Annotated in this window: 24 protein-coding genes and 2 pseudogenes; 8 read left to right on the top strand and 18 right to left on the bottom strand. The window is 55.1% G+C overall.

From position 1 onward, the window contains the following. Positions 1–5: 5 nt before the first annotated feature. The gene (locus tag AC1DXW_RS17265; protein ID WP_477754954.1) at positions 6–470 is read left to right on the top strand and encodes a (2Fe-2S)-binding protein; all 465 of its coding nucleotides are present in this window, start codon (positions 6–8) and stop codon (positions 468–470) included. Then, positions 467–2,722: a xanthine dehydrogenase family protein molybdopterin-binding subunit gene (locus tag AC1DXW_RS17260; RefSeq protein ID WP_477760248.1), complete on the top strand. Its 2,256-nt coding sequence runs from the start codon at positions 467–469 to the stop codon at positions 2,720–2,722. The genes AC1DXW_RS17265 and AC1DXW_RS17260 overlap by 4 nt, the downstream gene beginning before the upstream one ends. A gap of 232 nt (positions 2,723–2,954) precedes the next feature. On the opposite strand, the gene AC1DXW_RS17255 is transcribed toward AC1DXW_RS17260, so the two are convergent. From AC1DXW_RS17255 to AC1DXW_RS17195, 13 genes and pseudogenes are all read right to left on the bottom strand, one after another. After that, the gene (locus AC1DXW_RS17255; protein WP_477760247.1) at positions 2,955–4,292 is read right to left on the bottom strand and encodes an OprD family porin; all 1,338 of its coding nucleotides are present in this window, start codon (positions 4,290–4,292) and stop codon (positions 2,955–2,957) included. Positions 4,293–4,428: 136 nt separating this feature from the next. Continuing rightward, positions 4,429–6,084 carry a cation acetate symporter gene (locus tag AC1DXW_RS17250; protein WP_477756666.1) on the bottom strand — a complete coding sequence of 552 codons (1,656 nt, stop codon included), beginning with the start codon at positions 6,082–6,084 and terminating at the stop codon, positions 4,429–4,431. Then, entirely contained in the window at positions 6,081–6,443 is a 363-nt protein-coding gene (locus AC1DXW_RS17245; RefSeq protein WP_477760246.1) for a DUF485 domain-containing protein, read from the bottom strand. The genes AC1DXW_RS17250 and AC1DXW_RS17245 overlap by 4 nt, the downstream gene beginning before the upstream one ends. 31 nt (positions 6,444–6,474) lie before the next feature. Continuing rightward, positions 6,475–7,695: an FAD binding domain-containing protein gene (locus AC1DXW_RS17240; RefSeq protein ID WP_477760245.1), complete on the bottom strand. Its 1,221-nt coding sequence runs from the start codon at positions 7,693–7,695 to the stop codon at positions 6,475–6,477. After that, positions 7,692–8,174 (bottom strand): VOC family protein, encoded by a 483-nt coding sequence (locus AC1DXW_RS17235; protein ID WP_477757014.1) that lies wholly within the window; start codon positions 8,172–8,174, stop codon positions 7,692–7,694. Before AC1DXW_RS17235 ends, AC1DXW_RS17240 begins: the two co-directional genes overlap by 4 nt. Before the next feature lie 290 nt (positions 8,175–8,464). Beyond that, positions 8,465–9,184 carry a TetR/AcrR family transcriptional regulator gene (locus AC1DXW_RS17230; protein WP_477760244.1) on the bottom strand — a complete coding sequence of 240 codons (720 nt, stop codon included), beginning with the start codon at positions 9,182–9,184 and terminating at the stop codon, positions 8,465–8,467. Positions 9,185–9,275: 91 nt separating this feature from the next. Then, on the bottom strand, positions 9,276–10,193 hold the full coding sequence (locus AC1DXW_RS17225; protein ID WP_477760243.1) for a LysR family transcriptional regulator: 918 nt from the start codon (positions 10,191–10,193) through the stop codon (positions 9,276–9,278). Between the two features lie 115 nt (positions 10,194–10,308). Beyond that, positions 10,309–11,520 (bottom strand): MFS transporter, encoded by a 1,212-nt coding sequence (locus tag AC1DXW_RS17220; protein ID WP_477756550.1) that lies wholly within the window; start codon positions 11,518–11,520, stop codon positions 10,309–10,311. A 530-nt stretch (positions 11,521–12,050) separates the two neighbouring features. Beyond that, entirely contained in the window at positions 12,051–13,241 is a 1,191-nt protein-coding gene (locus tag AC1DXW_RS17215; RefSeq protein ID WP_477756551.1) for an MFS transporter, read from the bottom strand. 115 nt (positions 13,242–13,356) lie between these two features. Further along, positions 13,357–13,545 (bottom strand): annotated as a pseudogene (locus AC1DXW_RS17210) (SAM-dependent methyltransferase); the annotation flags it as partial. 83 nt (positions 13,546–13,628) lie between these two features. Further along, positions 13,629–13,754: pseudogene (locus AC1DXW_RS17205) on the bottom strand (hypothetical protein); the annotation flags it as partial. Between the two features lie 74 nt (positions 13,755–13,828). After that, on the bottom strand, positions 13,829–14,446 hold the full coding sequence (locus tag AC1DXW_RS17200) for a LysE family translocator (protein ID WP_477760242.1): 618 nt from the start codon (positions 14,444–14,446) through the stop codon (positions 13,829–13,831). 249 nt (positions 14,447–14,695) lie between these two features. Beyond that, positions 14,696–16,123, bottom strand: a complete 1,428-nt coding sequence (locus AC1DXW_RS17195; protein ID WP_477756769.1) for a sensor domain-containing diguanylate cyclase — start codon at positions 16,121–16,123, stop codon at positions 14,696–14,698. A gap of 359 nt (positions 16,124–16,482) precedes the next feature. Here AC1DXW_RS17195 and AC1DXW_RS17190 point away from each other — a divergent pair, with 359 nt between their 5' ends. Both AC1DXW_RS17190 and AC1DXW_RS17185 read left to right on the top strand, forming a co-directional pair. Next, entirely contained in the window at positions 16,483–16,674 is a 192-nt protein-coding gene (locus AC1DXW_RS17190; RefSeq protein WP_477760241.1) for a hypothetical protein, read from the top strand. Between the two features lie 188 nt (positions 16,675–16,862). After that, positions 16,863–17,051, top strand: coding sequence for a CopG family transcriptional regulator (locus tag AC1DXW_RS17185; protein WP_477757018.1), 189 nt, complete (start codon positions 16,863–16,865; stop codon positions 17,049–17,051). Between the two features lie 21 nt (positions 17,052–17,072). Here the strand turns inward: AC1DXW_RS17185 and AC1DXW_RS17180 are convergent, their stop codons facing one another. Further along, positions 17,073–18,734 carry a SulP family inorganic anion transporter gene (locus AC1DXW_RS17180; protein WP_477760240.1) on the bottom strand — a complete coding sequence of 554 codons (1,662 nt, stop codon included), beginning with the start codon at positions 18,732–18,734 and terminating at the stop codon, positions 17,073–17,075. Between the two features lie 175 nt (positions 18,735–18,909). Between AC1DXW_RS17180 and AC1DXW_RS17175 the strand changes: the two genes are divergently transcribed. From AC1DXW_RS17175 to AC1DXW_RS17160, 4 genes are all read left to right on the top strand, one after another. After that, on the top strand, positions 18,910–19,140 hold the full coding sequence (locus AC1DXW_RS17175; protein ID WP_046043128.1) for a hypothetical protein: 231 nt from the start codon (positions 18,910–18,912) through the stop codon (positions 19,138–19,140). Positions 19,141–19,382: 242 nt separating this feature from the next. After that, complete coding sequence (locus tag AC1DXW_RS17170; RefSeq protein WP_477760239.1) at positions 19,383–20,327, top strand: chromate resistance protein ChrB domain-containing protein; 945 nt, start codon at positions 19,383–19,385, stop codon at positions 20,325–20,327. Then, positions 20,320–21,678, top strand: a complete 1,359-nt coding sequence (gene chrA, locus AC1DXW_RS17165; protein WP_477760238.1) for a chromate efflux transporter — start codon at positions 20,320–20,322, stop codon at positions 21,676–21,678. Before AC1DXW_RS17170 ends, chrA begins: the two co-directional genes overlap by 8 nt. Positions 21,679–21,760: 82 nt before the next feature. Beyond that, on the top strand, positions 21,761–22,213 hold the full coding sequence (locus tag AC1DXW_RS17160) for a chromate resistance protein ChrB domain-containing protein (protein ID WP_477760237.1): 453 nt from the start codon (positions 21,761–21,763) through the stop codon (positions 22,211–22,213). Between the two features lie 20 nt (positions 22,214–22,233). Here AC1DXW_RS17160 and AC1DXW_RS17155 read toward each other — a convergent pair whose 3' ends face one another. From AC1DXW_RS17155 to AC1DXW_RS17140, 4 genes are all read right to left on the bottom strand, one after another. Beyond that, positions 22,234–23,370 (bottom strand): nickel/cobalt efflux protein RcnA, encoded by a 1,137-nt coding sequence (locus AC1DXW_RS17155; protein ID WP_477756174.1) that lies wholly within the window; start codon positions 23,368–23,370, stop codon positions 22,234–22,236. Between the two features lie 7 nt (positions 23,371–23,377). Further along, complete coding sequence (locus AC1DXW_RS17150; RefSeq protein ID WP_477756175.1) at positions 23,378–23,671, bottom strand: metal-sensing transcriptional repressor; 294 nt, start codon at positions 23,669–23,671, stop codon at positions 23,378–23,380. A 276-nt stretch (positions 23,672–23,947) separates the two neighbouring features. Further along, complete coding sequence (locus AC1DXW_RS17145) at positions 23,948–24,679, bottom strand: MBL fold metallo-hydrolase (RefSeq protein WP_477756176.1); 732 nt, start codon at positions 24,677–24,679, stop codon at positions 23,948–23,950. Positions 24,680–24,687: 8 nt separating this feature from the next. Then, positions 24,688–25,464, bottom strand: a complete 777-nt coding sequence (locus AC1DXW_RS17140) for an amino acid ABC transporter ATP-binding protein (protein ID WP_477756177.1) — start codon at positions 25,462–25,464, stop codon at positions 24,688–24,690. Positions 25,465–25,474: the final 10 nt, after the last annotated feature.

The following is a 25,474-nucleotide window of genomic DNA, read 5'->3' as shown; positions in this document are numbered from 1 at the left end:
CAACCGTGATCACACTCGACATCAACGGCAAGACGCATGAACTGGACATCCCGCAAGACATGCCGCTGCTGTATGCCCTGCGCAACCAGGTAGGGCTCAATGGCACGAAATTCGGTTGCGGTTTGGGTCAGTGCGGCGCTTGCACCGTTTTAGTGAACGATAAACCGGTTTTTTCATGCCTGACACCCTGCGGCGCGCTGGCAGGCAAATCAGTGCGCACAGTGGAGAGTCTGGGCAGCGCCGACAACCCGGGGCCGTTGCAGAAAGCCTTTATCGACGAACAGGCGGCCCAGTGTGGTTATTGCATCGCGGGGATGATCGTACGAGCGCAGGCTCTATTGGAGGCGAACCCTCATCCGGACGATGAAACGATCCGTCGCCACATGGCTCCCAACCTGTGCCGCTGTGGCACTCATGTGCGGATCCTTGCCGCTATCAAGTCGGTCATCGCGCAGGGAGGCAAGGTATGAAATCCTCTGCGCAAAACGTCGATCTGAGCCGCCGCGCCTTCGTGATAAACGGCACGTTGGTGATGGGATTCGCAATGCTCCCGGGTATCCCGCGTGCCTTCGCTGACACCGAAGTGGACACCTTGGGGACGGCGATCCTGGCGCCGGATCTGCCAGGCAGCCTGCGGGCCACGCCCAATCTGGACGCCTGGATCCGCATAGACGCGAAAGACGGCATCACCGTCTACACCGGAAAAGTGGAGCTGGGCACTGGCGTCAAGACCGCGCTCCTGCAAATCGCCGCTGAACGCCTGGAAGTATCACCTGGTCTCATCCGTTTTCTCACTGCCGACACTGCGCTGACACCCAATGAGGGTTATACCGCCGGCAGCCATACGATCGTCGACAGCGGCACTGCATTGTTCAACGCCGCGGCCCAGGTGCGTCAGTTGTTACTCGAATCCGCGGCACGCCAATGGCGATGCAACATCGACAGCCTGAGCACGCGGGACGCTGTGATCTACGATGGGCAAGGCCGCAGCATGACCTACATACAAGCGGTGGTCGGGGTTCAATTGCATCGCTTCGCATCGGCGAGTTCCCCCTTCAAGCCAGCCAGCAGTTTCACCCTGATCGGCAAATCATTGCCTCGGCTGGACATCCCGGCCAAGGTCAGCGGCGGTGCGGCCTATGTGCAGGACATGCGCCTGCCCGATATGCTGCATGCTCGCGTGATACGTCCCCCCCGGCGCGGCAGTCAGCTACTGGACATTGACGAGGCCGCCCTCAACAAACTCCCCGGTGTGGTGAAGCTGGTCCGTAACGGCAGTTACCTCGCCGTGGTCGCCTCCGATGAATGGCTGGCGGTCAAAGCGATGCGCGAGGGCTACGGCACTGCCCGCTGGACAGAAGGTAATCCGCTACCTGACTCGACACATATCCATCAACTCCTCACCGAGCTGCCAGCGCGGCGCTACCCGGTGAGCGCCAAGGGTAACCTCACGCAACCTGAGTCGCGTGCGTACAAGGCACGGGTGACCAAGCAATACCTGATGCACGGTTCCATCGGGCCGTCTTGCGCTGTGGCGTGGTTCAAGGATGGGACGCTGACCGTCTGGACCCACACCCAGGGTGTTTATCCTCTGCGCATGGGCATCGCCGAGATGCTAGGTCTGCCTGTGCAGCAGGTACGCTGCATCCATGCTGAAGGCTCCGGCTGCTATGGTCACAACGGCGCCGATGACGCCGCCGCCGATGCCGCGTTGATCGCCATGGCCCTGCCTGGCAAACCAATACGGGTGCAATGGATGCGCGAACAGGAAAATCTCTGGGAGCCCTACAGCTCGGCAATGCTGGCCGAAGTGGAAGCGGGACTGGATGACAGTGGGCGTCTTCGTGACTGGAAATACGAGCTCTGGAGTACTCCGCACAACGAACGCATCATCAATGCCGGGCGTCTGTTACCGGCGTGGCTATTGGCCAAACCTTTCACCCCTGCTCCTTCAGTCCCGATCGCCCAACCCGAGGGTGACGGCGACCGTAACGCGGTTCCGTTGTATGAGATACCCAACCTGCAGGTTGACCTGAATTTTGTGCTGACCATGCCATTCAGGACTTCGGCCATGCGTTCGCTCGGTGCTCATATCAACGTGTTCGCCATCGAAAGTACGGTGGATGAACTGGCGGCTCGGGCCGCTGTGGATCCGGTGCAGTTTCGCCTGAATCACTTGAGCGATTCGCGAGCACGGGCGGTGGTGGATCGCGTGGCCAGTGCGTTCCGCTGGCCGCAAAAAGCAACAGGCCCCGGCAGTGGAATCGGCTTCGCCTTCGCACGCTATAAAAACATCATGGGTTACTGCGCCATCGCCGTGCAGTTGAATGTACAGCGCCAGACCGGGCAAGTGACGATTGATCGGGTGGTTGCCGCCGTCGATGTGGGGCAAATTGTCAGCCCCGATGGGCTGCTCAATCAGATTCAGGGCGGCATCGTGCAGTCCGCCAGCTGGACGCTCTATGAACGAATCCTCTATGACGCCGGTGGCCTGCATAGCTTCGATTGGAGTGGCTATCCGATCATGCGTTTTCCCGAGGTGCCGAAACAGGTCGAGATCCACATGATCGATCAGCCGGATCAGCCATTTCTCGGTGCCGCGGAAATCGTCCAGGGCCCCATGGCCGCAGCGCTGGGCAACGCCATCAGCGATGCCACCGGCAAGCGTTTGCTTGATCTTCCGCTGGCTCGACGTGGCTGGCAGGAAGCGTTGGGATCATGAGCGATCCTTACGTGCTGAATCGGTCGCCTATCGCACACTCGGAATAAAAAAAAGGCGGTGAAGGATCACTTGCACCGCCCTACCCCAATCAAGGGAAATGTTTCTCTTCTATAAGACATGCCGTTGGAAGAGAACGGCATGTACACGCAACACTCCTGAAAGCGCTGCCTGTCAGTTAAGCGGGCCGCTAACCCGCTGAATATACTTTCACTTCCGTTCTATCGGATAACGCCTAAAACAATGCCAATTGGTAATTAATGATTATCCGATTTTCGTCTTGTTGGCGGGTGTTTGGGATGTTGTTTCGTACCATTGCGTTTTTCCACATGACGCTAATGCCTTTTAACGGTCCCGATTGCACGACATAGGCCAGCGTTATATCGCGTTCCCACTCACTGGAATTGCTGGAAGCGATGGTATTGATGTCATCACCTTTAACGTATACAACCCCCGCCGTCGCACCGGGCAAGCCCAGTTTCGCGAAGTCGAAAGCGTAGCGTGCTTGCCAGGACTTCTCGCCAGCGTGCACGAACTTCTGAACCTGCATTTCCGTGATGGTGTAAGTGGTCGGACCGTCACCCTGGTTTAAATAAGGGAAATCGCTTTTTCCGTTGCTGACCTCATAGCCGGCTCCGAAGGAGTGACCGGCAACGGCATAGGTAAATAATCCACTGAACAGGTTATTGTCAACTTTGCCTTTTATCGTATTACCGCCGTAGTAGCCTGTCGTAAAGTAAGCAGGGTCATGGCCGTTTGCACCATCATCCTGGCTATTGAAATATCGAATATCACTGGTCAGAACGCCCGAACCTATTGCCCAGTTATGAATCAGCCCTAGAAAGTGTTGCTTATAAAAATCTTCAAGGTTGCCGTAATAATATTGCAAGGTCAGATCTTTGGTCAGTTTGTAATCGCCACCCGCATAAATGAATTTATTGCTGAAGCGACCGGTGACAGGATTGTTGGCACCCGCGATTGACATGTTTTCGTTATTGCTGGAGTTCCGGCCCTTGACCCCGTCAATTTGCCCTCCTACCAGGGTCAGATCCTTGATGTCCGCGGAGGTAACCTGGGTTCCTTGCCAGGTTTGCGGCAGCAAACGCCCGTCATTACTGAAGATAACCGGCAGTTTCGGGACCAGAGTACCAAGCTTCAACTCGGTCTTGGATATCTTCACTTTCCCGGTCAATCCCAGGCTGGAAAAATCGTCAACCGCATGGTTGCCGTCGCTTGGAAACACCACACCACCGAAGTTGGTACCCGTTGGATTGCCATGTTTGCCGGCGCTTGAATCGAGCTTTACGCCCAACATGCCTAAAGCATCGACACCGAACCCTACAGGGCCTTGGGTGTATCCGGAGATGAATTCCAGCTGGAAAGCCTGTCCCCATTCCGCTTGATAACTTTGATTGGCGGCTTTCTGCGCGGGTGTTGCAGAGTCACGATAATCGCTGTTGATATAGTAATTACGCAGTTTAAGCGCAGCCTTACTATCATCAATGAAACCAGCCGAATGGGCTTGCTGCGCCAATACACACATGGCAGCCGCAACGGTAAAAGAACATTTCATTTATGCGCACCAAAGTTGAGGTTATTATTTTTGTATTAACTATTCAGCGATTTTTCAGGCACAAATTTCCAAACAGCGCACGGAGTATGAGCGCTGTTATTCATAAATTATTTATTGCAGGCAGCCACTACATGGATCAATCAGCTTTGAGTTGAGCCTTCCATGTTGCCGGCGTACCCAGTTCAGAGTCGACCAACTGATTTTCGAATCGATTGCGCTCACTGATGGCACTGGCGGAGCGATCGGTAATGGAAAACCAGAAAATACCGATGAATGCTACGGCCATTGAAAACAGGGCCGGATATTCATAAGGGAACCAGGCTTGCTGATGATGAAGGATCTTGACCCAAACGGTTGGACTGAGAATGCACAGGGTGATTGCCGATACCAGCCCCAACGATCCGCCAATTACGGCGCCACGGGTCGTCAAGCCTTTCCAGTAGATCGATAACAACAGTACCGGAAAGTTGGAACTTGCGGCGATGGAGAACGTTAAGCTCACAATAAAGGCGATGTTTTGCTTTTCAAATGCAATCGCCAGGATGATCGACAACACACCCAGTACGATGGTCGTAACACGAGAGACGCGCATTTCGTCACGGTCGCTGGCGGTGCCGCGGCGCAAAGCATGTGCATAGAGATCATGAGAAACAGCTGACGAGCCAGCCAGGGTCAACCCTGCCACTACCGCCAATATCGTCGAGAACGATACCGCACACATGAATCCCAGGAAGACATTACCGCCGACGTTATGGGCGAGGTGAATGGCAACCATGTTAACGCCACCCAATATTCCACCTGATGCATCGTGATAGGCAGGATTGCTCGCAACCAGGGCGATGGTGCCAAAGCCAATGATGACAATCAGCGCATACCCTATGCCGACAAGACCGGAGGCATAAAGAATGCTTTGGCGCGCGGCTTTAACGTCACCGACGGTGAAAAAACGCATGAGAATATGTGGAAGACCCGCCGTACCGAAGACCAGTGCCAACCCCAGGGAGATGGCGGATACTGGGTCGGTAATCAAACCTCCGGGGCTCATGATTGCCCCATGGGATGGATGAACCTGAGTGGCTTGAGCGAACAATTGGTTCAGGCTGAATCCGAACTCGGATAACACCATGAGAGCCATGAAAACACATCCGGTCAGCAGTAACACTGCCTTGATGATCTGAATCCAGGTAGTTGCCAGCATTCCGCCAAAGAACACATAGATGACCATCAGCGTACCGACGAGCAGTACAGCCGCGGTGTAATCAAAGCCGAACAGCAGTTCCACCAGTTTTCCAGCGCCTACCAGTTGAGAGACCAGGTAAAGCAGCACGATCACGATAGAGCTGGACGCCGCAAAAGCCCGTATGGGTCTCTGCTTCAACCTGTAGGACAGAACGTCCGCCAGGGTGTAGCGCCCAAGGTTGCGCAATGGCTCCGCGATCAGGAACAGAATGATCGGCCAGCTTGCAAGAAAGCCGATTGAGTAGATCAGCCCGTCGAAGCCACTGGTAAAAACCAGGGCGGAGATGCCCAGTAACGACGCTGCGGACATGTAGTCTCCGGCGATGGCCCAACCATTCTGGAAACCGGTAATTTTGCCGCCTGCCGCATAGTGATCGGCAACACAATTGTTTTTACGCGCGGCCCATCGTGTGACAAATAGAGTGAATACGACGAACGCCAGGAACATGCCTATGGCAATGGGGTTATGTTTGGGCACCGCGGCAGGGACATCGCTCGCGTATACAGTTGCCGAAGTAAGGATGGCCGAGAAGGTAATAAGAAGACGCTTCATTTTTTGAAGCTCCTGATGATTGTTTTTATTTTTGGGTCGTAGCAGGTGTTAGTGCGCCATACGTAGACAGCAACGAGAAGAACCGTAAAAGCGAGCATTGCGAAGCCAATCGGCACGCCCCACGTCATGGGTTGACCTTCGGTGATAGGTGTACCCAAGCGGGCAGGAATAAAGGCCAGCGAAAGAATAAAGCCGAAATATACCGCCAGCATGAGAGCAGTCATGCTCCACGAAAATATTCGTCGCTGTTTTACCAATGCACGAAACTGCGGGTTTTCGAGAATCGGATTTTGAATTGTGTCTTCAAGCTGTTCAGCGGACACGGCCGGGCCACCGTCTTGCGGATATGCATGTTCCATGGTTGTCTCCTGCGAAGGGCGTGTAACTGAATTAAAACTTCACGGGCACTGCGGTTTCACGCATCACGGCTTCTGGAGTCCGGTACAACTCAGCCATTTCGCGCTCTTCCTCGCTTTTCAATTGCGCCTGCATATACGCGCCAAGATGCCTGGCGTGCTGAACTATCGAGGCGCCGAAACGGCAGCGTTGTTCGCTGTAGTCCGCCAAGGCATCTTCAACGGATGCATGTCGCTCAAGTGCTTCGACGATTGCCAAGGCATCACCGGCCGCCTTGGTGACCCCCATCCCGCAATGAGGACGGACCACAAATGCAGCGTCGCCGAGCAGAGCGACTCGTCCGAAATTCATCTTCGGTACTTCCAGGTCGTAAATCGGCTGGAACAGCGGTTGCGTTGCTTTCTTCACGACTTCGGCAAACTGCGGGGCAAGTAGCGTATCGGCGGACTCATACATATTGGCGAGCACATCACGACGTATCAGTGCCGGAGGAATTCCACCTTCAAACTGTTTACCGCTCTCATCCCGGAGCAGATCCTTCAACTCATCGTCGCCGCTGGTGCGGTACCAGACAAAGTTGTAACGACGCTCTCCTGCAAGGGTGCTGTTCGACTGGCCAGCAACTGGATACCCCAAAATTTGCTCGCGCGGGGGTAAACAGAACGCAAATTTATCGAAGAGCGATGCGTGGGCGGAGTCGGAAAGAACACCTTCATCGACCAACCCGCGCCATGCGATATAGCCGGCGTATTGTAGGTGTAAGTCAGGTAAAAGCTGCTGGCGAATCGTCGACCGGAATCCATCGGCAGCAATAATGATGTCCGCTTGATGAGTTGTGCCATCAGCCAATGTGACACTGGCATGGGACTCCGTGCTTTCGACCGAGGCGACGCTGCCACCGCAACGATAGAGCGAGTCTGGAAAAGCGGCGCGAAGAACCTGGTACATCTTCCCCCACGCAGTCAGCGTTTGCGGGAGCGCGTTCTCGAGTACGACATCGCCGTCCTGGTCCAAAGTGACGCGCAACAGCACATCGATACCTACCGACGCATCGAGTGGGATACCCGCAGCAGCCATCGCCTCGAACAATTCAGGATGTGTAACGATCCCTGCGCCACGTCCAGCGAGTTCGTCCGGAACACGTTCGAAGACTTCTACATCCCAACCTTTGCGTAGCAACATGTTCGCTGCAAACAGACCTCCCAGCGAACCACCTACGACAATAGCGCGGCGCTTGTTCGACATATTAATCATGGCTGCACCTCCACAGTCGCAGCGGCATAGGCGGTGTAGGAACCGACGGCTTCAATCTCGGAGGCCGGGAAGTTGAGTTCGATGGTGACACCTGAAGGATCTTCGATGAAGACCTGATGCAGGCCCAGGCTCGGAACGGTGCGATCACGCCAGGCAATGCCTTGCGCTTTGAAGACGCTCCAGAACTCAACCAGGCCTGTTACCAGAAAAGCAATGTGATCAACGGTTCCAGTGCCCTTCAACGGGATTTCTTTGTCGCCGAGATACTTCTTCAAACCCTCGGGGTTGGAGGGATCGATCCCGATAATGTGGACCGTACCAAAGTCTTGCTCATCCCCTCCCATGTACAACCACACGCCAGGAAAGTCGAACGGCGGCCGGTAGCCAGGGGTGAAACCGAGCACCCTTTCATAAAATTGGCTGGACTTTTCCAGGTCGAACGACCGGATCGAGTAATGAGCGAGTTTTCGGACTTGCATGGTGCCTCCAACAGTTTTTTGTAGTTATTTATCAGTTGATAAACAGTAAGGCCTGACGAAATTGAAGTAAATAGCCGGAGGACCAAATTTTTTGAGGACAGCCCCTGAACCACGTCGTGGTGTCGTCTCGGCAGGGCGAGTTCCAGGTGTTTGGAAAGGGCTTTTCAGAGCGAAATAGCGGGGTGCGCGCCCTCCCGCCACCTATCCAGCTAAAGGCTGAAACAGGTGATGAGTGGTCGACAAAAAAGAAGGGTGGCAGCAGGATGTCATTAGGTGGGCAAGCGGAAAAATCAATTCAAACGAGGCATTTCGCCGAGGTCGTTGTCGACTTGAGCCAATACATGGGGACCGCCATTGAGGAACGCATCGACCATCTGCTCTATCAGCGCGTCAATGTCCTCGGTCACTGGAAGATCGTAGATCCATTTGCGCACGCCAATATAGAAAATGCTGGCATGCAAACTCCAGATCAGTTCGAGCTCTTTTTCATTGATCGTTTCACCGGAGGAAGGCGCCAGACCATGGGCGTGGCGAATTTCCGCGATAACAGGAATGAAGACTCGCTCACGCAATTTGGCCAGATACCGATCGTTGATGCCTTCACGGGTCAACCCGGCGAAAACGAAGATGCGAATCCATTCTCGCCGCAAAATCACGTTTGCGTATGAAGTATAGAAACGAACCAGGCGAGCCTGAAGGGGTTGCGAACGATCCTTGATCATCGTCTCCCAAGAGGCATCCCACCGATATACCTCGTCGTAAACACGGTCAATCAATGCTTCTTTGCTGGGGAAATAGCGATAGAGCAACGGCTGGGTAACGTCCAGTTGCCGCGCCAGCTCACGAGTGCTTCCCGAGAATCCGCACGTCGCAAAGTGCTCGATGGCTTTCTGCACGATCTGCTTTTCCCGGACCTCTGGCGAAAGGCGCCGAGTCGCCGCTTTGACGGTACCCTGTGAGTTCGCTGATTTTTCCGGCGCTTTCTCGTCTACGTTTTTTGAGTCTTGCATAACGCCTCACTAGAGCTTCATCGAGGCATCATACAAAACAAAAGAATGCGCTGGCTATGAACCCGCCCCGGCTTCTGAGGACGCCAGCAGATCAATTCCTGGGGAGGTGTTCAGGCCCCAGTAATTCACAGATGAAATCGATAAAAGCATTCACGCGTTTGGAGCCGCGATGATTGGGAAGATACAGCGCGGAAATGGCCGAACTTGCATCGTTGGGATTGATCACAAAAGACTCGAACAACGACGTCAAGTTGCCGCTGTCGATATCATCGTCGACAAGCCAATCAGGTAACAGCGCCACCCCACCGCCGGACAGTACAACTTCGCGCAAAACCTCCGCATTGTTGCTTTTGAAGCGGCCTTCAATGGGTACTCGCGTCTCCTCACCGTCCTTTTGGAACGTCCAAACCTGCTGCTTTGACCCGTAACTGAAGCGCATGCACTCGTGCTGCAGCAAGTCCAGAGGCTGTTCGGGAAAGCCATGCGTATTCAAGTACGCGGCGCTGGCAACCGCCCGACGCCGAAAATGACCGATGGTACGACTGACCACACCATCCATCGCTGCTGCCGATCCCAACCGTATCGATAGGTCAACGCGCTCGCCGAGCAATTCGACGATGTCGTCAGAAAGTGTCATGTCCAACACCAACTGCGGGTAACGCTTCAACAGCGAGGCGATATGCGGAGCAATGAGACGACGTCCAAGCGCCACCGGCACAGAAATACGCAGATGCCCTGCAGGGACTTCCCCACGGTCAGTGACTGAGGCATCCGCTTCGGCCACAGCGTTGAGCACCTCCCGCGCTTTCAAATAGTAGGCGGCACCGGCATCTGACAATGAGATTTGACGGGTGGAGCGGTTAAGCAGGACAGCGCCCAGTTCAGCCTCAAGCCCATCGATCATCCGAGTTACAGATGACGTAGCCATGCCTAATTGTCGTGCGGCAGAAGAAAAACCCTTCGAATCCACCGCCTGGACGAACATTTTCAATGCGAGCAGCTTGTCCATGACACTCCTTGAGTTACCGGGCGCTGACTGGGAACGGTGCGCCTATTTCACTGATTGGATTTGATAACTAACTTGGGGCGCCCTCCCCAATCACTTGTCCAGGCGACGGATTTACTCAGTGGGTCTGCCCGCTTCTACGGGACACCATCAAGAACGCGGTCAGAGTGGCCAGTGACAATGCACTTCCGACGGCGGCAATCGCCAACCAGCTGAAGTGTTCATAAAGCGAGCTGGCCACCGAGGAGCCGATCGCCCCGCCAATGAAGATGCTGATCATGTACAACGCATTCAGACGGCCTCGGTTGGCAGTGCCCAAGGCGTAGACGGCTCGTTGCCCAAGCACCATGTTCATCTGCACGGCAAAATCCAGCGCGATACCCGTAACCGCTAACCCGATCACACCGTAAAAAGGATTGATGAAGGCCGGCAGGAAACTCACTGCGCCCAATATCATGGCCAACTGTGAGGCTCGTCGAGTGTGCCCTGCATCGGCGAGTCGACCACTGATAGGTGCGGCGATTGCGCCGATGGCGCCGACCAGAGAGAAAATCGCAATCTGACTTTGCGTGAGGCCGAACTCCCGGCTCAACACCAGGGGGACAGCAGTCCAGAACAAACTGAACGCGGCAAACATCAACCCTTGATAGAGCGCTCGCTGACGCAATACCGGCTCGCGGCAAAACAGTTGTCCAAGGGACTTCAGCAACTGACCATACGACGCGCGATGGGTCGGTTGCCATTTGGGCATGGTCATGCCGATCACCATGGAGATGACGAGCATCAACGCAGCCGCGCCGATAAATACTGCCCGCCAACCAAAATGGTCAGCAACCAGGCTCGACAGCGGCCGCGCAAGCAGGATCCCCAACAGCAAGCCCCCCATGATCCCTCCCACCACTCGGCCGCGAGACTCTTCCGGCGCCAGATGCGCGGCCAATGGAATCAGCATTTGCACGGAGACCGAGCTGAAACCGATGAGTGCCGAGACGACAAGAAACACACTCGGCTGCCTGGCCAAACCAGCGGCGATCAGGCTGAAGATTGTAACCACGATCGTCGCGATCATCAGTCGGCGGTTTTCCATGAGGTCCGCCAAGGGAACCAGGAAAAACAATCCGAGTGCGTAACCAATTTGAGTCAGCGATACGATAAAGCTGGCGCTGCCATTCGACATGCCGATATCCGGGGCGATCAAGCTGATAATGGGTTGCGCGTAATAGATGTTGGCCACGATCGCACCACAACAAAACGCAAAGAGAAGCACCATTCCCCTCGTCATTGAAGCTTTTGTTATCGCCGCTGCTGTGCCGCTTGTTGAAACGCTCATGCCATGAACTCCTGAGGTTCGACAGCGGTGACTTTCCAATAAAGGTCACCCGCCTGATGTTTGTCAGGTCACAAAATAGGCGGCACGCCCCACCGAGAGAATATGGACATGGCGCAACGTCATGTTGCGTCGTGCGCAAAAGCTGCCTGGGTGCAATCAACGCCTCCCGTGTGCATCATTGGCGTAAATAAGCGGGATACTTCATTGCCAGCACTCACCTTTCCAGGTCGATGCCCATACGGCACCTGTCCTTCATGTGATTGACCTACCCCCCCTTTTCAACGCCCATCGACAAGCCGTTTGTGTTGAGCGTAGACTATTATTAATCGGTCGATTATTAATGCTTTCAACCCAAAAACACTCCTCTCCCTTCTTAACCGCTTCGAGTGTGGGTCGTCGATTTCGAGCTCACGAACGGGCGTACTTCACCGCTTTGGATAGGCTCCGTTTTGGAAGTGCGTGCCTATCATCCCCTATCCCTTGTCACGCTGACGTCGACACAGACCGATGTGAATACACCACGGGACACCTTACTGCTGCTTGAACAACAATATGAGCAGAGCCGTTGCGGCAAGCAACGCCCCCATGAGGAACGTGCTGCCTGCCCCAAAGTGCTGCCATAGCCAGCCCGCAAGAACACTGGCGATCAGCATGCATACACCACTGACCAAATTGAAAATACCGAACGCGGTGCCCTTGAGCGCATGGGGGGCATTGTCGGCCACCAACGACGCAAGAATGCCTTGACTGAACCCCATATGAAGCCCCCACAAGGCAACGCCCAGCATCATCATGATTACAGAACTGGATTGAGCCAGTAGCAGATCCGCCAAGACGAGCAAGACCATCCCCACATAGAGCAACTTCGCTCGACTGATCCGATCGGATAGCCAGCCGGCCGGGTAAGCGGACAACGTATAGAAAAGCGCCATGACCACCATCACCAGCGGAATCCAGGCGACCAACAGGCCTGTCTGTTGCGCTCGTAGTACCAGAAATGCCTCGCTGAAACGAGCCAGCGTAAACACCCCTCCAATGATGACGATCCACCAATACCCGGAAGAGAAGTCGTCAACGACTCTCCAGTGAATTGGAGATCGAAATGTGTGTTCGGTCGGGAGGTGTGTGGGTTCTTTTACTCCTGTGACAATGAGAACCACCGCCACTGCTGCCGGAATAACTGCAAACCACAGGACTAGCTGTATATCTGCGAGCCATAACATGAGCACGATGGCCAGAGCAGGGCCAAGAACAGCCCCGACGGTATCCATCGACTGCCGCAGCCCAAAACAGGCGCCACGGATTTCTGGTGGCGCCACATCTGCGATCAGAGCATCTCGTGGTGCCCCTCGAATGCCTTTGCCAATTCGATCCAGAAAACGCGCTGTAAAGAAAACTTCAACCGAGTGAGCCAGAGGAAAAAGGGGTTTGGACAACGCGGCTAAACCATATCCAAGCAAAAGCAATCCTTTGCGCCGCCCGATAAAATCGCTGAAAGCACCGGAGAAAATCTTGACGAGCATGGCGGTCGACTCGGCAATCCCCTCGATCACCCCGACGGTCAATGCACTCGCACCCAATGTCGTAACCAGAAACACCGGCAGCAAGCTGTGTACCAACTCAGAAGACAGGTCCATGAAAAGGCTGACAAAACCCAACGTCCAGACAATGCGAGGAATACGAAGACGCTCGGCGTTGGTGTGTGGACTTTCGTTACTCATATTTTCAACCTGAATCGTCCTTGCTGCTGTAGACACAAATGACCGGCAGCCTGGGTCGGTTTCTGCCCGTCACGGTAGGCAGAAACCGGCCAGAAACTGTCTGTCGCGTCCAGGTTCAAACCATTTTGCACGTCAACCAAGCACTCCAGAACAGGCTGCGGAAGAAACGAGTCGCGTCCCCGAATCCGGCGTCGTGTAACAGTGTTTGAACCGCCGCCTCAGAATGTGGAGGGTCAGCGCCTTGGAGGATTTTCCCCAGCTTTACCTTCACTTCATCCGGGCTGGCTCCATGCTCCCAGCGCCGGACTCGCCGCTCCGTGCTCGGTGTGCGCTGCGGTTTAATGGCGCAGTCGGAGCCGACGTTGGTGACCTCATGCGCAACGATCAAATGTTGAGTTCGTCGACGAAAACGTCGACTACACGCACCGGATTGGTGTCGCTGACGTAATCGTCGAGGCTCGACGGAAGCAAGGTGCCTTGACCCCGATGTTCACCTTGAATAAAGCGCTTCATGGGCGATCCTTGCGATGAAATCCTCAGAAATCATAGCAAGGGTATTCGGGCTGGATAGATACTCAATCGTAGACTTATTGAACCAGCTGCCGGATCCCTAGAGACAAAATCAAACCACCGCATAATCGATCAATAGCTTTTTTCCTCCTTCGATACGCTGAAGCGATCTCAGGTTGCGAAAGAGCGATTGCGACCACTCCATACCAAGTCATCGAAACCACCACTACGACTGCCAGCATCGACAAAAACGTGCTTGGTGAAACGTGGGTGGGGGCTGCCGCTGAGAAAATAGCGGCATAGAAGGCCATGGATTTAGGGTTGCCAATGTTCGTAACGACCCCCTGAATGAATGACTGCCGAAAGTTTCCGACGACAGCATTATTACAGGGGGCAAGCGCGCTCTTCCCGGCCTTGAGCAGCAGTCGGAATCCAAACCACATCAGATAGGCTGCCCCCAGAATTTTTACGATCAGCGCCGCCCAAGGGAACGCAGCAAATACAACGCCAATACCTGCGATTGCACAGGTGGCCCAGAATAAATTGACCAATACGATGCCTGCTACCAAGGCCAAAGCTTCTGACCGCGTAGCAGCTACCGCTTTGTGGACTACTGCAACGAAATTTGGCCCTGGAATAACGACACCGGCCAGGTAAACCAAAAAGACTGTCAAAACGGCGGGACCATCGATCATCTGCATTCCTTGCGAGTGTTGTGGCTAGGGACGGTCTTTCAGATCAAGGCCTCCCGCGGACTCAACGTACAACGAAATAATCATTCGATACAGGGCTTTTGAGCGTAGTTGTGTTTTTACACGCTCTCGGCCAAAAGCGGTCGTATGTCGTGAATGGTGCGCTCAGAATGTGGAGATCGAACAACACCCGATGCTGTGACGCAAAGCTGGGTATCGGTGCCGACGCTTTCAGCGACGTCGAGATAATGGTCAGGGCAGAGGTTGGAGGCTGGTTTTGACGGTAGTGACCACACGGTTACGGCCTTCGTGTTTAGCGTGATACAGGCGTTGATCGGCTGTACGCAGAATTACCTCGATAGTGTCGCCGTCGCGGCCAGATTGCGATACGCCGATGCTAACTGTGACCACGGTTGACCGCGGCAGGCCATGAGAAGAACTATTTGCAACGGTGCTTCGCAGACGCTCAGCGATTACGTGCGCGCCTTCAAGTGAAGTCTGAGGTAGCAGTATCATGAATTCTTCCCCGCCCACTCGGGCTACGCCGTCATATGGCCGGATCGAATCGAGGCATATCTCCACGAAACTCTTCAGGATGTCATCGCCAACCTGATGCCCGAAGCGATCGTTGATGGACTTGAAATTATCCAGATCGAGTGCCAACACGGAGAACGGCGCACCGCCGCGCGCGGTCCGGCCAATTTCGACTTCGACTCGCTCCATGAACCGACGCCGATTATCAGCACCTGTCAGTGGGTCGGTCGCCGCAAGGTGCCCGAGTTCTTGATTGGTGCGCTGGAGTTCCTGCAGGGCACTCTCGGTGTACGCCATCGCTTCGGCAAGACGCACCATTAACTCCTCTTGGCTGTAAATCTTCGAGAACGACCGCGTGGTGAGGAACGCTTGCACTACCCCATAGCTCAACATGAAGAATCCACCGGCGAAGATCGCATGAGCGAGCCACCACATATGGTTCCACGGACGTGCAAGGATGAAGGCGAAAGATGACAGCGCGAACGCGGTAACCGAGATGACAAAAATCATCATCAGCGGCGAACGGATACGGCGCAGCAGGAGCATTATCACGGTCAATGTGGAAAGAACGAGGGCACCACCTTCCATCGAGAGGCGCACCGCGAGATTGCCGGCGATCGACGAGTACGCAACGTACGCCACTGCCACGTCAACCAGCAGGAACAGTCCTATCCAGGTCAACCACGGGCGGGCCTTCATTCGTTGGTCCGCGACATCTGGTGGGCGGTGGTACGACAGCATTCCAACTAACAGCAGAATCGACATGACCAGTCGAGAGGCCGGTCCATAGAGCAGGAAGAGCCAGATATTGTGGTGGGCTTGCCCAGTGAACGCACCATGCAACGCGTAGATCAGTACAAAACCGAGAAAACCAAGCGTCATCCATCGCAGCAGCGGATCTCCCGATGACTGATAGCAGCGCCACGTTACGTAAGTAACAAACAAGCCTGCCAAGGTGGCTGTCGTGATCGCAACGATATGGAACAGGTGATTCTCGAATGTAAGGCTGGGGTCTTGAAAGAAGTATAAGTAGCCAATCAGATAGGCCGGAACCAACGAAAATCCCGCGAGCACCAAGTAGGCGTAAATCTTGACTATGAGGCGAACGGCTTCAGGTGGCTCGCCGGTGGCGATGAGATTGCTCATGGCTCCCTCCAATTTTAAATCCATTCAGCCAACACCGGACCGGTGTTGGAGGCGCCTACATGCCAACGGTCCCTCGCATCATTACGCAGATATGGGATGGACCGACCTATGGAATTTCAATTTTAGACTCCTTACCAACTTCTGCTGCACAAGCAGGTAAAAATGTTCACGCGAACGCAATTATCTAACAACGAATGTCTCGTTATTCTCATCGGCCAAGGGTTAGCTGTCCTTCCTGAAAATCAGGTGGACACCATCCCTGGACTAGCGGAGTCAGCCAGATGACTTTGCCGGACGCGTACAGTTAATTGCCCCAGTCTCCCTAGCCATAGGAAGGTGGCACCGGTAGCGGACCGGCCATGCCAAACGACCTTCCCCCCGCCCTGCTCCACCGCCTTAAACAGAACATCATGGCCCTGGGTTGTGCCGTTGAAGAGATCGGTATTTGGATCGATCAGCGCGGCTCGACGATTGATCGTGAGTTGAACCTGATCTTTCACCCGGATGCGCTATCGCTGGTTAAGGCCGTCGATATGTCGTCCGGGCTTTGAAAGCCGGACATAAGGCAGGGGATGGGGATTATCCACGCTGAGTCGAAGCAGATCCGGCTCATCACCCACAGTGAGAGCCAAATCTTTTCTTGTGGGTAAAGTCGAAGTAACGAGCAGCACAGTGACAGCACGGGACAAGGCAATTACAATTTGATTAACATCTAGCGACTTGAGCGATTGAATACCCTATGGAAAGCAAGACTGCGCGCCTCACTGTGCTCATTGATCCCGTCAAGAAAAAAGCCTTCGAGGAACTCTGTGCAGCACAAGACCTGACACCTTCGCAGGTTGTCCGTCAACTGATTCGTGACTACCTGGACACCCACGGTGCCAGCTATTCGACCAAAAGTAAGCATGCTGCCACTACCAAGTCATAACCTGATACGGGCGGTAAGCCCCTAGAGGGTCGACGGGCCCTCTGCAATACTGACCGCTTTAGCCAGCGCGGTGTTGAAGTCGGCGTGGTAATGCTCCGTGCCGATTTCTTGCAAGATACCTACCCTATCGAGCTTGTGGAGCACCTTCGTGTTCGCTTCGCAGAGTTTCACCACGATGTTGCGTTTGTGCAGTTGCTGAATGACCTCCTCCAGCACCTGCAAGCCAGTGATATCCATAAACGGTACACGCTTCAAGCGAATAATCAGCAGACGTGGATCGGTATGGGTCTGTGCCAAGACTCGCTCGAAGGTCTCAGCCGCGCCAAAGAACAATGGCCCTTCAATCGTATAAATCAATGTCCCTGGCGGCAGGCGAGTGTGGCCATTGGCCCTCAGCTCTTCTTCAAGCTCGTGCTCGATTACCTGTTGCACCTCCACAGATGAGGCCATGCGGCGCATGAAGTGCAGCATCGCAAGAATGACGCCGATATTCACGGCGATCACCAGGTCACTGAACACTGTGAGGCTGAAAGTGATGAGCAGAATAGCTACGTCTGCGCGTGGAGCCCGCTGGACCATGCGTTTGAAGTGCTTCAACTCGCTCATGTTGTACGCGACCACGAAAAGAATGGCGGCCAGAGCGCACAGTGGGATGTTTGAGGCCAGAGGTGCCAGAAACAGAATAATAAGCACCAAGGTGACCGCGTGCGTAATGCCGGCCAGCGGGCTCGTGCCGCCGTTACGGATATTGGTTGCAGTACGGGCAATGGCTCCGGTAGCTGCGAAACCGCCAAACAATGGCGTGACCAGATTAGCCACTCCCTGACCGATCAGTTCCTGATTGGAATCGTGCTTGGTGCCCGCCATGCCATCGGCCACCATTGCGGACAGCAGCGATTCGATTGCTCCAAGCATGGCGATAGTGAACGCCGGACCAATCAAATCGATGACGCGAGACAACGTGATTTCAGGCAGGCTCAACGCTGGAAGGCCTTGAGGTATGCCCCCAAATGCACTGCCAATCGTGGCTACCCCCTCGAAATGAAAGGTTGACTGTATCGCTGTAGCTACTGCCATTGCGACTAATGGGCCAGGTACCCGTTTGAGTCCGGGAATTCTGGACGCGGTTGTGACCAGCAAAAGACTAAGTACCGCCAGCAGGGTCGTGGCCATGTGAAGATCCGGGAGCGCCTGGAGCAAATGCCAGATCTTTTCATGGAAATGCTCTCCACTGATCTTCGGTAAACCGAAAAAGTCTTTCCACTGTCCGACCCAGATGATCACGCCGATGCCCGCAGTGAATCCGACTATCACCGGGTCAGGGATAAACTTGATGATTGCACCGAGGCGGGCCATCCCCAGCAATAACAACATGACCCCCGCCATCATCGTGGCGATTTGCAGACCGTCAACACCATGCTTGGCCGTGACCCCCGCCAGAATCACGATGAACGCACCTGTCGGCCCGGCAATCTGCAAGCGGCTTCCGCCAAAGAGTGAAACCAGCAGACCACCGATGATTGCGGTGTAGATGCCTTGCTCAGGTTTGACGCCAGATGCAATGGCAAACGCCATTGCAAGGGGGAGCGCCACGACCCCGACGATCACGCCAGACACCAAATTGCGGAGCCAATGCTCTCGCCCCAACAACCCCGCCTTCCATGCCTCACCTATTGCAATCATGGCTAGCTCCTCAGTGGATGCATGTGCATAATATTAACATACAGTGATAATTGAAATGCCCTTGATCCACCGCTTCGTGCGGCTGGAGATGTTTATAGTGAAAGTTCAGATGGAGCTGGGCGGGCATGCACTGCAAATAGAGAATCTTGAGAGCGCGCGTAGCGTGGTGACTGACATGAATCGTAAAACTGTGAAAAGCAAACACGCCGAAGGCGTGACCTTTGACACCCATGTGATCGCGAATCCGACCAACCCCAAGGAGTGGATCGTGTTCTTCAAGAAGGACGCCGGGAGAAGTTATTTCCTGGTTGATGACAACGAGGAAGTGGAGTCTTTCGGGCATCTGGATGACCTGATCGCCGAGCTTCGAGACTTGGGCCTCAAGACCGCTGAAATCCATTTCTAAAAATCAATGCCTTTCTGGTAGTGCCCATATCGCACACCCTGCTTACTCCCGTCTCAAGCCAATTCGCCAAAATTTCCGTCATGAAGGCAATGCTGTTCAGTCAAGGAAATTGTAGGAGCGAGCTTGCTCCTACAGAGGACCACATTCGCTTAACTGAACAGCATTACGTCATGAAGGGGGCTTTTCGACCGCCCGAATCAGCGCTACTGTAAACATCACTACAAAAAACTAGCGAACTCTACATGTTAAACTGGCTAGCGTTGATTCTTGGCTTACCGACAGCGAATGCCACCGAGCGCATGCGCGCTTGGCGTGCACTGAAAGCTGCTGGTGCAGCGGTTCTGCGTGATGGTGCCTATCTGCTGCCTGATACCGGTGTCTGTCGTGAAGCGCTCGCAGCTGTCGAACGGGACATCCTGGCCATCAATGGCACCGCATTTATCCTGCCTGTCATGGATCCTGACGGTGAGCGTTTTGTCGGGTTGTTCGACCGCAGCGAGGACTACGGCAAGCTACACGCAGAGATCGAAGAATGCCGTGGGCAGCTCAATCCTGAAAACGCATTGGCCCTCACGAAACAGGTTCGCAAACTGCGTAAAACCTACGACCTGCTGACCAGCATCGATTACTTCCCAGGCAAACCGAAGCAACAAATCGACGCTGCTTTGCAGGAGTTGGAGACAGCAGTCAGCAGAGTCCTGTCCCCAGACGAACCGCACAGCCACAACATACCCATAACGGTGCTCAACCGTGACGACTTTCAGGGGCGACTCTGGGCAACCCGCAAGCGTCCTTGGGTTGACCGCCTGGCTTGTGCCTGGCTGATCCGTCGCTTCATTGACCCCAATGCTCAGATCCTCTGGCTGGACACGCCACAGGACTGTCCGGCCGATGCGTTGGGCTTCGATTTCGATGAGGCGACTTTCAGTCATGTCGGCAACCGCGTGAGCTTCGAAACCCTGCAAGCCAGTTTTGAGCTTCAAGAGTCCGGTCTGAACCGCATTGCGGCCCTGGTGCACTACCTCGATATCGGAGGCATTCAGCCGGTGGAGGCTGCCGGTGTCGAGCGTGTGCTGGCAGGACTGCGCGAAACCATTACCCACGACGACCATTTGCTGGTCGCTGCGAGCGGCATTTTCGACGGTCTGCTCGCCGGGTTTGTGAAAGAGGAACAACCCAATGAGTAAGGATTTGGCACCAATGGTTGAAGAAGAGCTGTTGAGGCCGGAAGCGATCAGTTTGCGTGAAGCGTTCCGGTTCTGGTTGAAGCTCGGCTTCATCAGCTTCGGCGGGCCTGCGGGACAGATCTCGATCATGCATCAGGAGTTGGTAGAGCGGCGGCGCTGGATATCCGAGCGCAGATTCCTGCATGCCCTCAACTACTGCATGTTGCTCCCTGGGCCAGAGGCTCAGCAGTTGGCAACCTATATCGGCTGGCTGATGCATCGAACCTGGGGCGGGGTGATTGCGGGCGTGCTGTTTGTGCTGCCCTCTTTGTTCATCCTGATCGCTTTGTCGTGGATGTACATCGCCTTCGGCGAAGTGCCTGTGGTTGCGGGGCTCTTCTATGGCATCAAGCCCGCCGTGACCGCCATCGTCGTGCAGGCGGCCCATCGAATAGGCTCTCGGGCATTGAAGAACAATTGGCTATGGGCGATAGCGGCAGCCTCATTCACCGCAATCTTCGCGTTCAATGTGCCGTTCCCTTTGATCGTTCTGGGTGCCGCACTGATCGGTTATGTCGGCGGACGCCTGGCACCCGAAAAATTCAGAGCCGGGGGCCATAGCGCCGCAAAAAAATCCTTCGGCCCGGCCTTGATCGATGACGACACTCCGTCCCCGGAGCATGCCCGGTTCAGCTGGTTGAAATTGGCATCGCTCGCACTGATTGGCGCCGCACTATGGGCATTGCCAATGGGGATTTTGACCGCACTCTTTGGCTGGGAAGGCACTTTGACCCAGATGGGCTGGTTCTTTACCAAAGCGGCGCTGCTGACGTTTGGCGGGGCCTACGCGGTACTCCCATATGTGTACCAGGGCGCGGTTGGTCACTATGGCTGGCTAACCCCGACACAAATGATCGACGGATTGGCGTTAGGCGAAACCACACCAGGGCCGCTGATCATGGTGGTGGCCTTCGTCGGCTTTGTCGGGGCCTATGTCTCGCAAGTGTTCGGTGCCGATCAAATGTTTCTGGCTGGGGCTGTCGCCGCCTCCCTGGTGACATGGTTCACCTTCCTGCCCTCGTTCCTGTTCATCCTCGCGGGTGGCCCGCTGGTGGAGTCGACCCACAACGAACTCAAGTTCACGGCACCGCTAACTGCCATTACAGCGGCAGTCGTCGGCGTGATCCTCAATCTGGCGTGTTTCTTCGGTTATCACGTGCTATGGCCGAAGGGCTTCAGCGGCAACCTCGATTGGCCCTCAGCCCTGATCGCCATTGCAGCGGCAATTGCCTTGTTCCGCTTCAAGCGGGGCGTTATTCAGGTGCTGATGACCTGCGCACTCGTCGGCTTGGCAGTGCATCTGTTGCGCTGAAAACACGAGCTGGTTAACAGTCTATGGCGGGCACCGGGCTCGCCAGATCACCCAGCCTACCGAGCTAGGCAGGAGGTGTTCCATGAGGTGGATTACCCGTGAACGACCCAAGATCGACCGCATCGCCTGTCCTTGGTTGATCGCTCGTTTTATCGATCCGCAACCCGAGTTTTTGTATGTGCCCAGCGCTGATGTGCTGCGGATAGCCGCAGAGAAAGATGCTGCACCTTACGACATTCCCGGCGTTGAGCTGACCCATGAGGGCGAGCTGTGCAGCTTCGATGCATTTCTAAAGAAGTACCGGCTCAGTGAACCCGCCTTGCAGCATCTGGCCAGGATCGTGCGCGGCGCTGATACCTCTCGCCTGGATCTAACGCCGCAATCGGCCGGGTTGTACGCCATCTCACTGGGACTGTCGAAGTGCTTTGCGAATGACCATGAGATGCTGGTACACGGCCTGATCCTGTATGACGCACTCTACGCATGGTGCAAGGAATGCCAAGGTGAAACGCATAACTGGCCTGCGCAAATGTGAAGAGTCCCGGTTACACAGCGTTATGCGGTCAGGCCGATCCAGCCATGGAAGCCTACGTACAGACCTACACCGATGATCAACAGACCGGACAGGTATGGCGCACGACGAGCCACGGTGCCCAGCCATGGCCAGCGATTGGACGCCTGTTTAGCGCCAATGGCCGCCGCCACTCCCACCGCCACCAAGGTAATCGCCAAGCCAATGCTGAAGCACAGAACCAGCATCCCACCCAGCGCCACTTCTTTAACCTGAAGGCACAGCAGCAGTACGGTGATGGCCGCAGGGCACGGAATCAAACCGCCTGTAAGACCGAACATGACGATCTGGCCTGTGGTGACCTCACGGTTGGTAAAGCGCTTGCGGATGTCGTTGGCATGCGCACGTTCATGCGCATCCTGATAGCCATCAATCGACAACTCCAGGCCTTCCGGCCCGGAAGGCGCATGCCCGTGATCATGCTCCTGATACTCCAGATCGTAATCATGGGAATGCCCCGCATGCCCAAGACTCAAGCGAGCACTGAATTCATGCGGCTCCGGGATATCGACTGCCGACTCCAGGAAGCCTTCGCGCTCGACAAAAGAGAAGGATTGCGTGCTTCCGTCTGGACGAGTCGTCATCAGGCGAACATCTGAGGCAGCCCAGGCATGTCCGGTCAATGTTTTCAGGCGCCAATGCGGTGGCATGTCTACTTCGAATATCGACAGTTCGACACGGCCATGGCCGGTATCGATTCGGTGGGTTTCATCATGATGGTCATGGTCATGTTCGCCGTGGTGGTGGTCATCACCTTGCTCGAACTTGAACATCTGCTCACCGCGCCAGGTACGCCACAGCATCCAAAGCGCAATCACGATGATCAGTGCGCAGGACGCCATCTGGAAGTACGGCTCAGTGGTTTGAGCGTCGAGGCCTTGGCCCAGGTACATGCCGCCGATGGCGACCAACCAGACCACTGCGGTGTGCGACAGCGTCGCGGCCAAGCCCAACAGAACGGCCTGTTTGACCGAGCCACGGATGGCCACGATAAAGGCCGCCATCATGGTTTTTGAATGGCCTGGTTCCAGGCCATGCAAGGCACCGAGCAGAATGGCGCTCGGGAAATACAGCCAGGCGTGAGCCCCGCCTTGTTGCAGCAGTTCAGCGAAATTGGGCATGTCAGACCTAGAGGTACTTGGTGATTTGCTTGAAGGCTTCCAGTGGTGCGCGCTCGCCATTGTTCAACGCCGAGACAGTGTCCTCCAGGCAGTGATCAATGTGATCCTGTATGAGCGTGCGCTTGGCTTGGCACACCGCTTTTTCAACAGCATGCAGCTGCTGGGCAATGTCTACGCACTCACGCCCCTCTTCGATCATGGTGATGATTGCGCGTAAATGGCCGTCTGCCCGCTTGAGGCGTTTGATGATCGCCTCATGACTTTGGTGGACGTGTGGGTGCGCGTGTTCGTGCTCACTCATGATTTGAGTCTTCGCGATTAGAGAATTACGTGAATCTTATCCCCCCAGGGGGGATACAAGCAATCTAGAATCCGTCTGCACCTGGGTATAGATCCGGGCGGTCAATTTCTGGCTACTGCGACAGGCAGTTATGGGTCGGTTTCAGCCCATCGCAACAGGCGACAATCGGCCAGAAGCTGCCCTTCATGAACGGCAGCAATGGCCAAAAGTGGGCAATCGTTTACGGTGAAACGATGCTCCAGACGGATATAACACTCTATTCGATAACCCGCCCGATCAGATCGTTGCCTTGGCTGATGTGCCGTGAAGATATTGCCTCGCAATAGCCTTCATCTGCTCGGAGGACATGACTGCGCCATGTCCTCCGTGAATGCACTGCACCTCCAGATCGATCAAGCGTTGCATCGTCTGACGGTAAAGAGCCTGGTTCGAGCAGGGCAGGTTATCGACCAATCCACCGATGTAGATGACATCACCACTGAAAAGCACACCTGCAGATTCGTCGAGTAGGCCGATGGAGCCATGAGAGTGACCGGGTAAATGAAGTACCCGTAGCTGTTTGTCTCCCAGATCGATGATATCTCCCTCCTCTACGGTCTGGGTCAATGGAGCCGGCCTGATGCAGTAGTGCTCCGGCGACCAGTTCAGGCAAGGTGATTGCGTCACTGCGCCCGGCAAGCTGCGAAACACATGAGCCAAGGTGTCCTGATCAACCATGCGGGCAAAATCTTCCGCCTCAGCTGGGTGCCCGAGTCGTGTTTCGAACTCATGGAAACCGCCGACATGGTCGGCATGAATATGGGTCGCCACCGCAATAAGCCGCTTACCTTCTTCTAGAGCCAGGGCTGGTCGTAACGGAACCAACCCCATGCCGAAATCAATCACCAGATCGGCATCGCGCCCTCGCACGTGAAAGAGGTTGGCGGCAAAGTAGCGGTGCACATAAGGCTCGCTCAAGCACGTGATGCCATCGCCCAGGTCCTGCCTTTCGTACCATTCATCCCTCATGGAGCACCTCAATGCAGAAGCTGGCCAAGAAAGCGCTGGGTTCGTTCGTGGCTCGGCTGGGTAAATATTTGATCAGGCGAACCACACTCGACGATTTGACCTGCATCCATGAAGACAACTTTGTCAGCCACCTTGCGAGCAAAGCCCATTTCGTGGGTAACACACACCATGGTCATCCCCTCTTCCGCCAGTTGAACCATGGTGTCGAGCACCTCTTTGATCATCTCCGGGTCCAGCGCTGAGGTTGGTTCATCGAACAGCATCACTCGGGGGTTCATGCACAAGGCTCGTGCAATGGCAACTCGCTGCTGTTGGCCTCCCGACAGTTTGGCGGGATAGCAGTGGGCTTTGTCCGGGATGCGTACCCGCTCCAGGTAATGCATGGCCAGTTCCTCTGCTTCTCGACGAGGCATTTTGCGTACCCAACGTGGAGCCAGGGTGCAGTTTTCAAGAATAGTGAGGTGAGGAAATAGATTGAAATGCTGAAACACCATACCCACTTCACTACTCACCCGGTCGATGCGTTTGAGCTGACCGGTAAGTTCCACGCCGTCGACGACGATGCGTCCTTCCTGGTGTTCCTCCAGGCGATTGATGCAGCGAATCAGGCTGGACTTGCCAGAACCGGAGGGCCCGCAAATGACCACCCGTTCGCCCTGCTGGACATCCAGATCAACATTTTTCAGTACTTGGAACGTCCCGTACCATTTGCCAAGCCCCCGAATTTCCACCGCAGTTGGCTGAGTCTTGGCAAGCGCGACTGGCGTATCAATGGACAGTTTCATGGTGTCTCCT

It is taken from the genome of Pseudomonas sp. P4_C4, from assembly GCF_056402055.1.
This window is presented reverse-complemented; position numbering and strand designations above follow the sequence as displayed.

Coding starts and splice junctions, on each gene's coding strand:
- AC1DXW_RS17260 (WP_477760248.1), top strand. CDS start 467: ATGAAATCCTCTGCGCAAAACGTCGATCTGAGCCGCCGCGCCTTCGTG.
- AC1DXW_RS17255 (WP_477760247.1), bottom strand. CDS start 4,292: ATGAAATGTTCTTTTACCGTTGCGGCTGCCATGTGTGTATTGGCGCAG.
- AC1DXW_RS17250 (WP_477756666.1), bottom strand. CDS start 6,084: ATGAAGCGTCTTCTTATTACCTTCTCGGCCATCCTTACTTCGGCAACT.
- AC1DXW_RS17245 (WP_477760246.1), bottom strand. CDS start 6,443: ATGGAACATGCATATCCGCAAGACGGTGGCCCGGCCGTGTCCGCTGAA.
- AC1DXW_RS17240 (WP_477760245.1), bottom strand. CDS start 7,695: ATGATTAATATGTCGAACAAGCGCCGCGCTATTGTCGTAGGTGGTTCG.
- AC1DXW_RS17235 (WP_477757014.1), bottom strand. CDS start 8,174: ATGCAAGTCCGAAAACTCGCTCATTACTCGATCCGGTCGTTCGACCTG.
- AC1DXW_RS17230 (WP_477760244.1), bottom strand. CDS start 9,184: ATGCAAGACTCAAAAAACGTAGACGAGAAAGCGCCGGAAAAATCAGCG.
- AC1DXW_RS17225 (WP_477760243.1), bottom strand. CDS start 10,193: ATGGACAAGCTGCTCGCATTGAAAATGTTCGTCCAGGCGGTGGATTCG.
- AC1DXW_RS17220 (WP_477756550.1), bottom strand. CDS start 11,520: ATGAGCGTTTCAACAAGCGGCACAGCAGCGGCGATAACAAAAGCTTCA.
- AC1DXW_RS17215 (WP_477756551.1), bottom strand. CDS start 13,241: ATGAGTAACGAAAGTCCACACACCAACGCCGAGCGTCTTCGTATTCCT.
- AC1DXW_RS17200 (WP_477760242.1), bottom strand. CDS start 14,446: ATGATCGATGGTCCCGCCGTTTTGACAGTCTTTTTGGTTTACCTGGCC.
- AC1DXW_RS17195 (WP_477756769.1), bottom strand. CDS start 16,123: ATGAGCAATCTCATCGCCACCGGCGAGCCACCTGAAGCCGTTCGCCTC.
- AC1DXW_RS17190 (WP_477760241.1), top strand. CDS start 16,483: ATGCCAAACGACCTTCCCCCCGCCCTGCTCCACCGCCTTAAACAGAAC.
- AC1DXW_RS17185 (WP_477757018.1), top strand. CDS start 16,863: ATGGAAAGCAAGACTGCGCGCCTCACTGTGCTCATTGATCCCGTCAAG.
- AC1DXW_RS17180 (WP_477760240.1), bottom strand. CDS start 18,734: ATGATTGCAATAGGTGAGGCATGGAAGGCGGGGTTGTTGGGGCGAGAG.
- AC1DXW_RS17175 (WP_046043128.1), top strand. CDS start 18,910: ATGAATCGTAAAACTGTGAAAAGCAAACACGCCGAAGGCGTGACCTTT.
- AC1DXW_RS17170 (WP_477760239.1), top strand. CDS start 19,383: ATGTTAAACTGGCTAGCGTTGATTCTTGGCTTACCGACAGCGAATGCC.
- chrA (WP_477760238.1), top strand. CDS start 20,320: ATGAGTAAGGATTTGGCACCAATGGTTGAAGAAGAGCTGTTGAGGCCG.
- AC1DXW_RS17160 (WP_477760237.1), top strand. CDS start 21,761: ATGAGGTGGATTACCCGTGAACGACCCAAGATCGACCGCATCGCCTGT.
- AC1DXW_RS17155 (WP_477756174.1), bottom strand. CDS start 23,370: ATGCCCAATTTCGCTGAACTGCTGCAACAAGGCGGGGCTCACGCCTGG.
- AC1DXW_RS17150 (WP_477756175.1), bottom strand. CDS start 23,671: ATGAGTGAGCACGAACACGCGCACCCACACGTCCACCAAAGTCATGAG.
- AC1DXW_RS17145 (WP_477756176.1), bottom strand. CDS start 24,679: ATGAGGGATGAATGGTACGAAAGGCAGGACCTGGGCGATGGCATCACG.
- AC1DXW_RS17140 (WP_477756177.1), bottom strand. CDS start 25,464: ATGAAACTGTCCATTGATACGCCAGTCGCGCTTGCCAAGACTCAGCCA.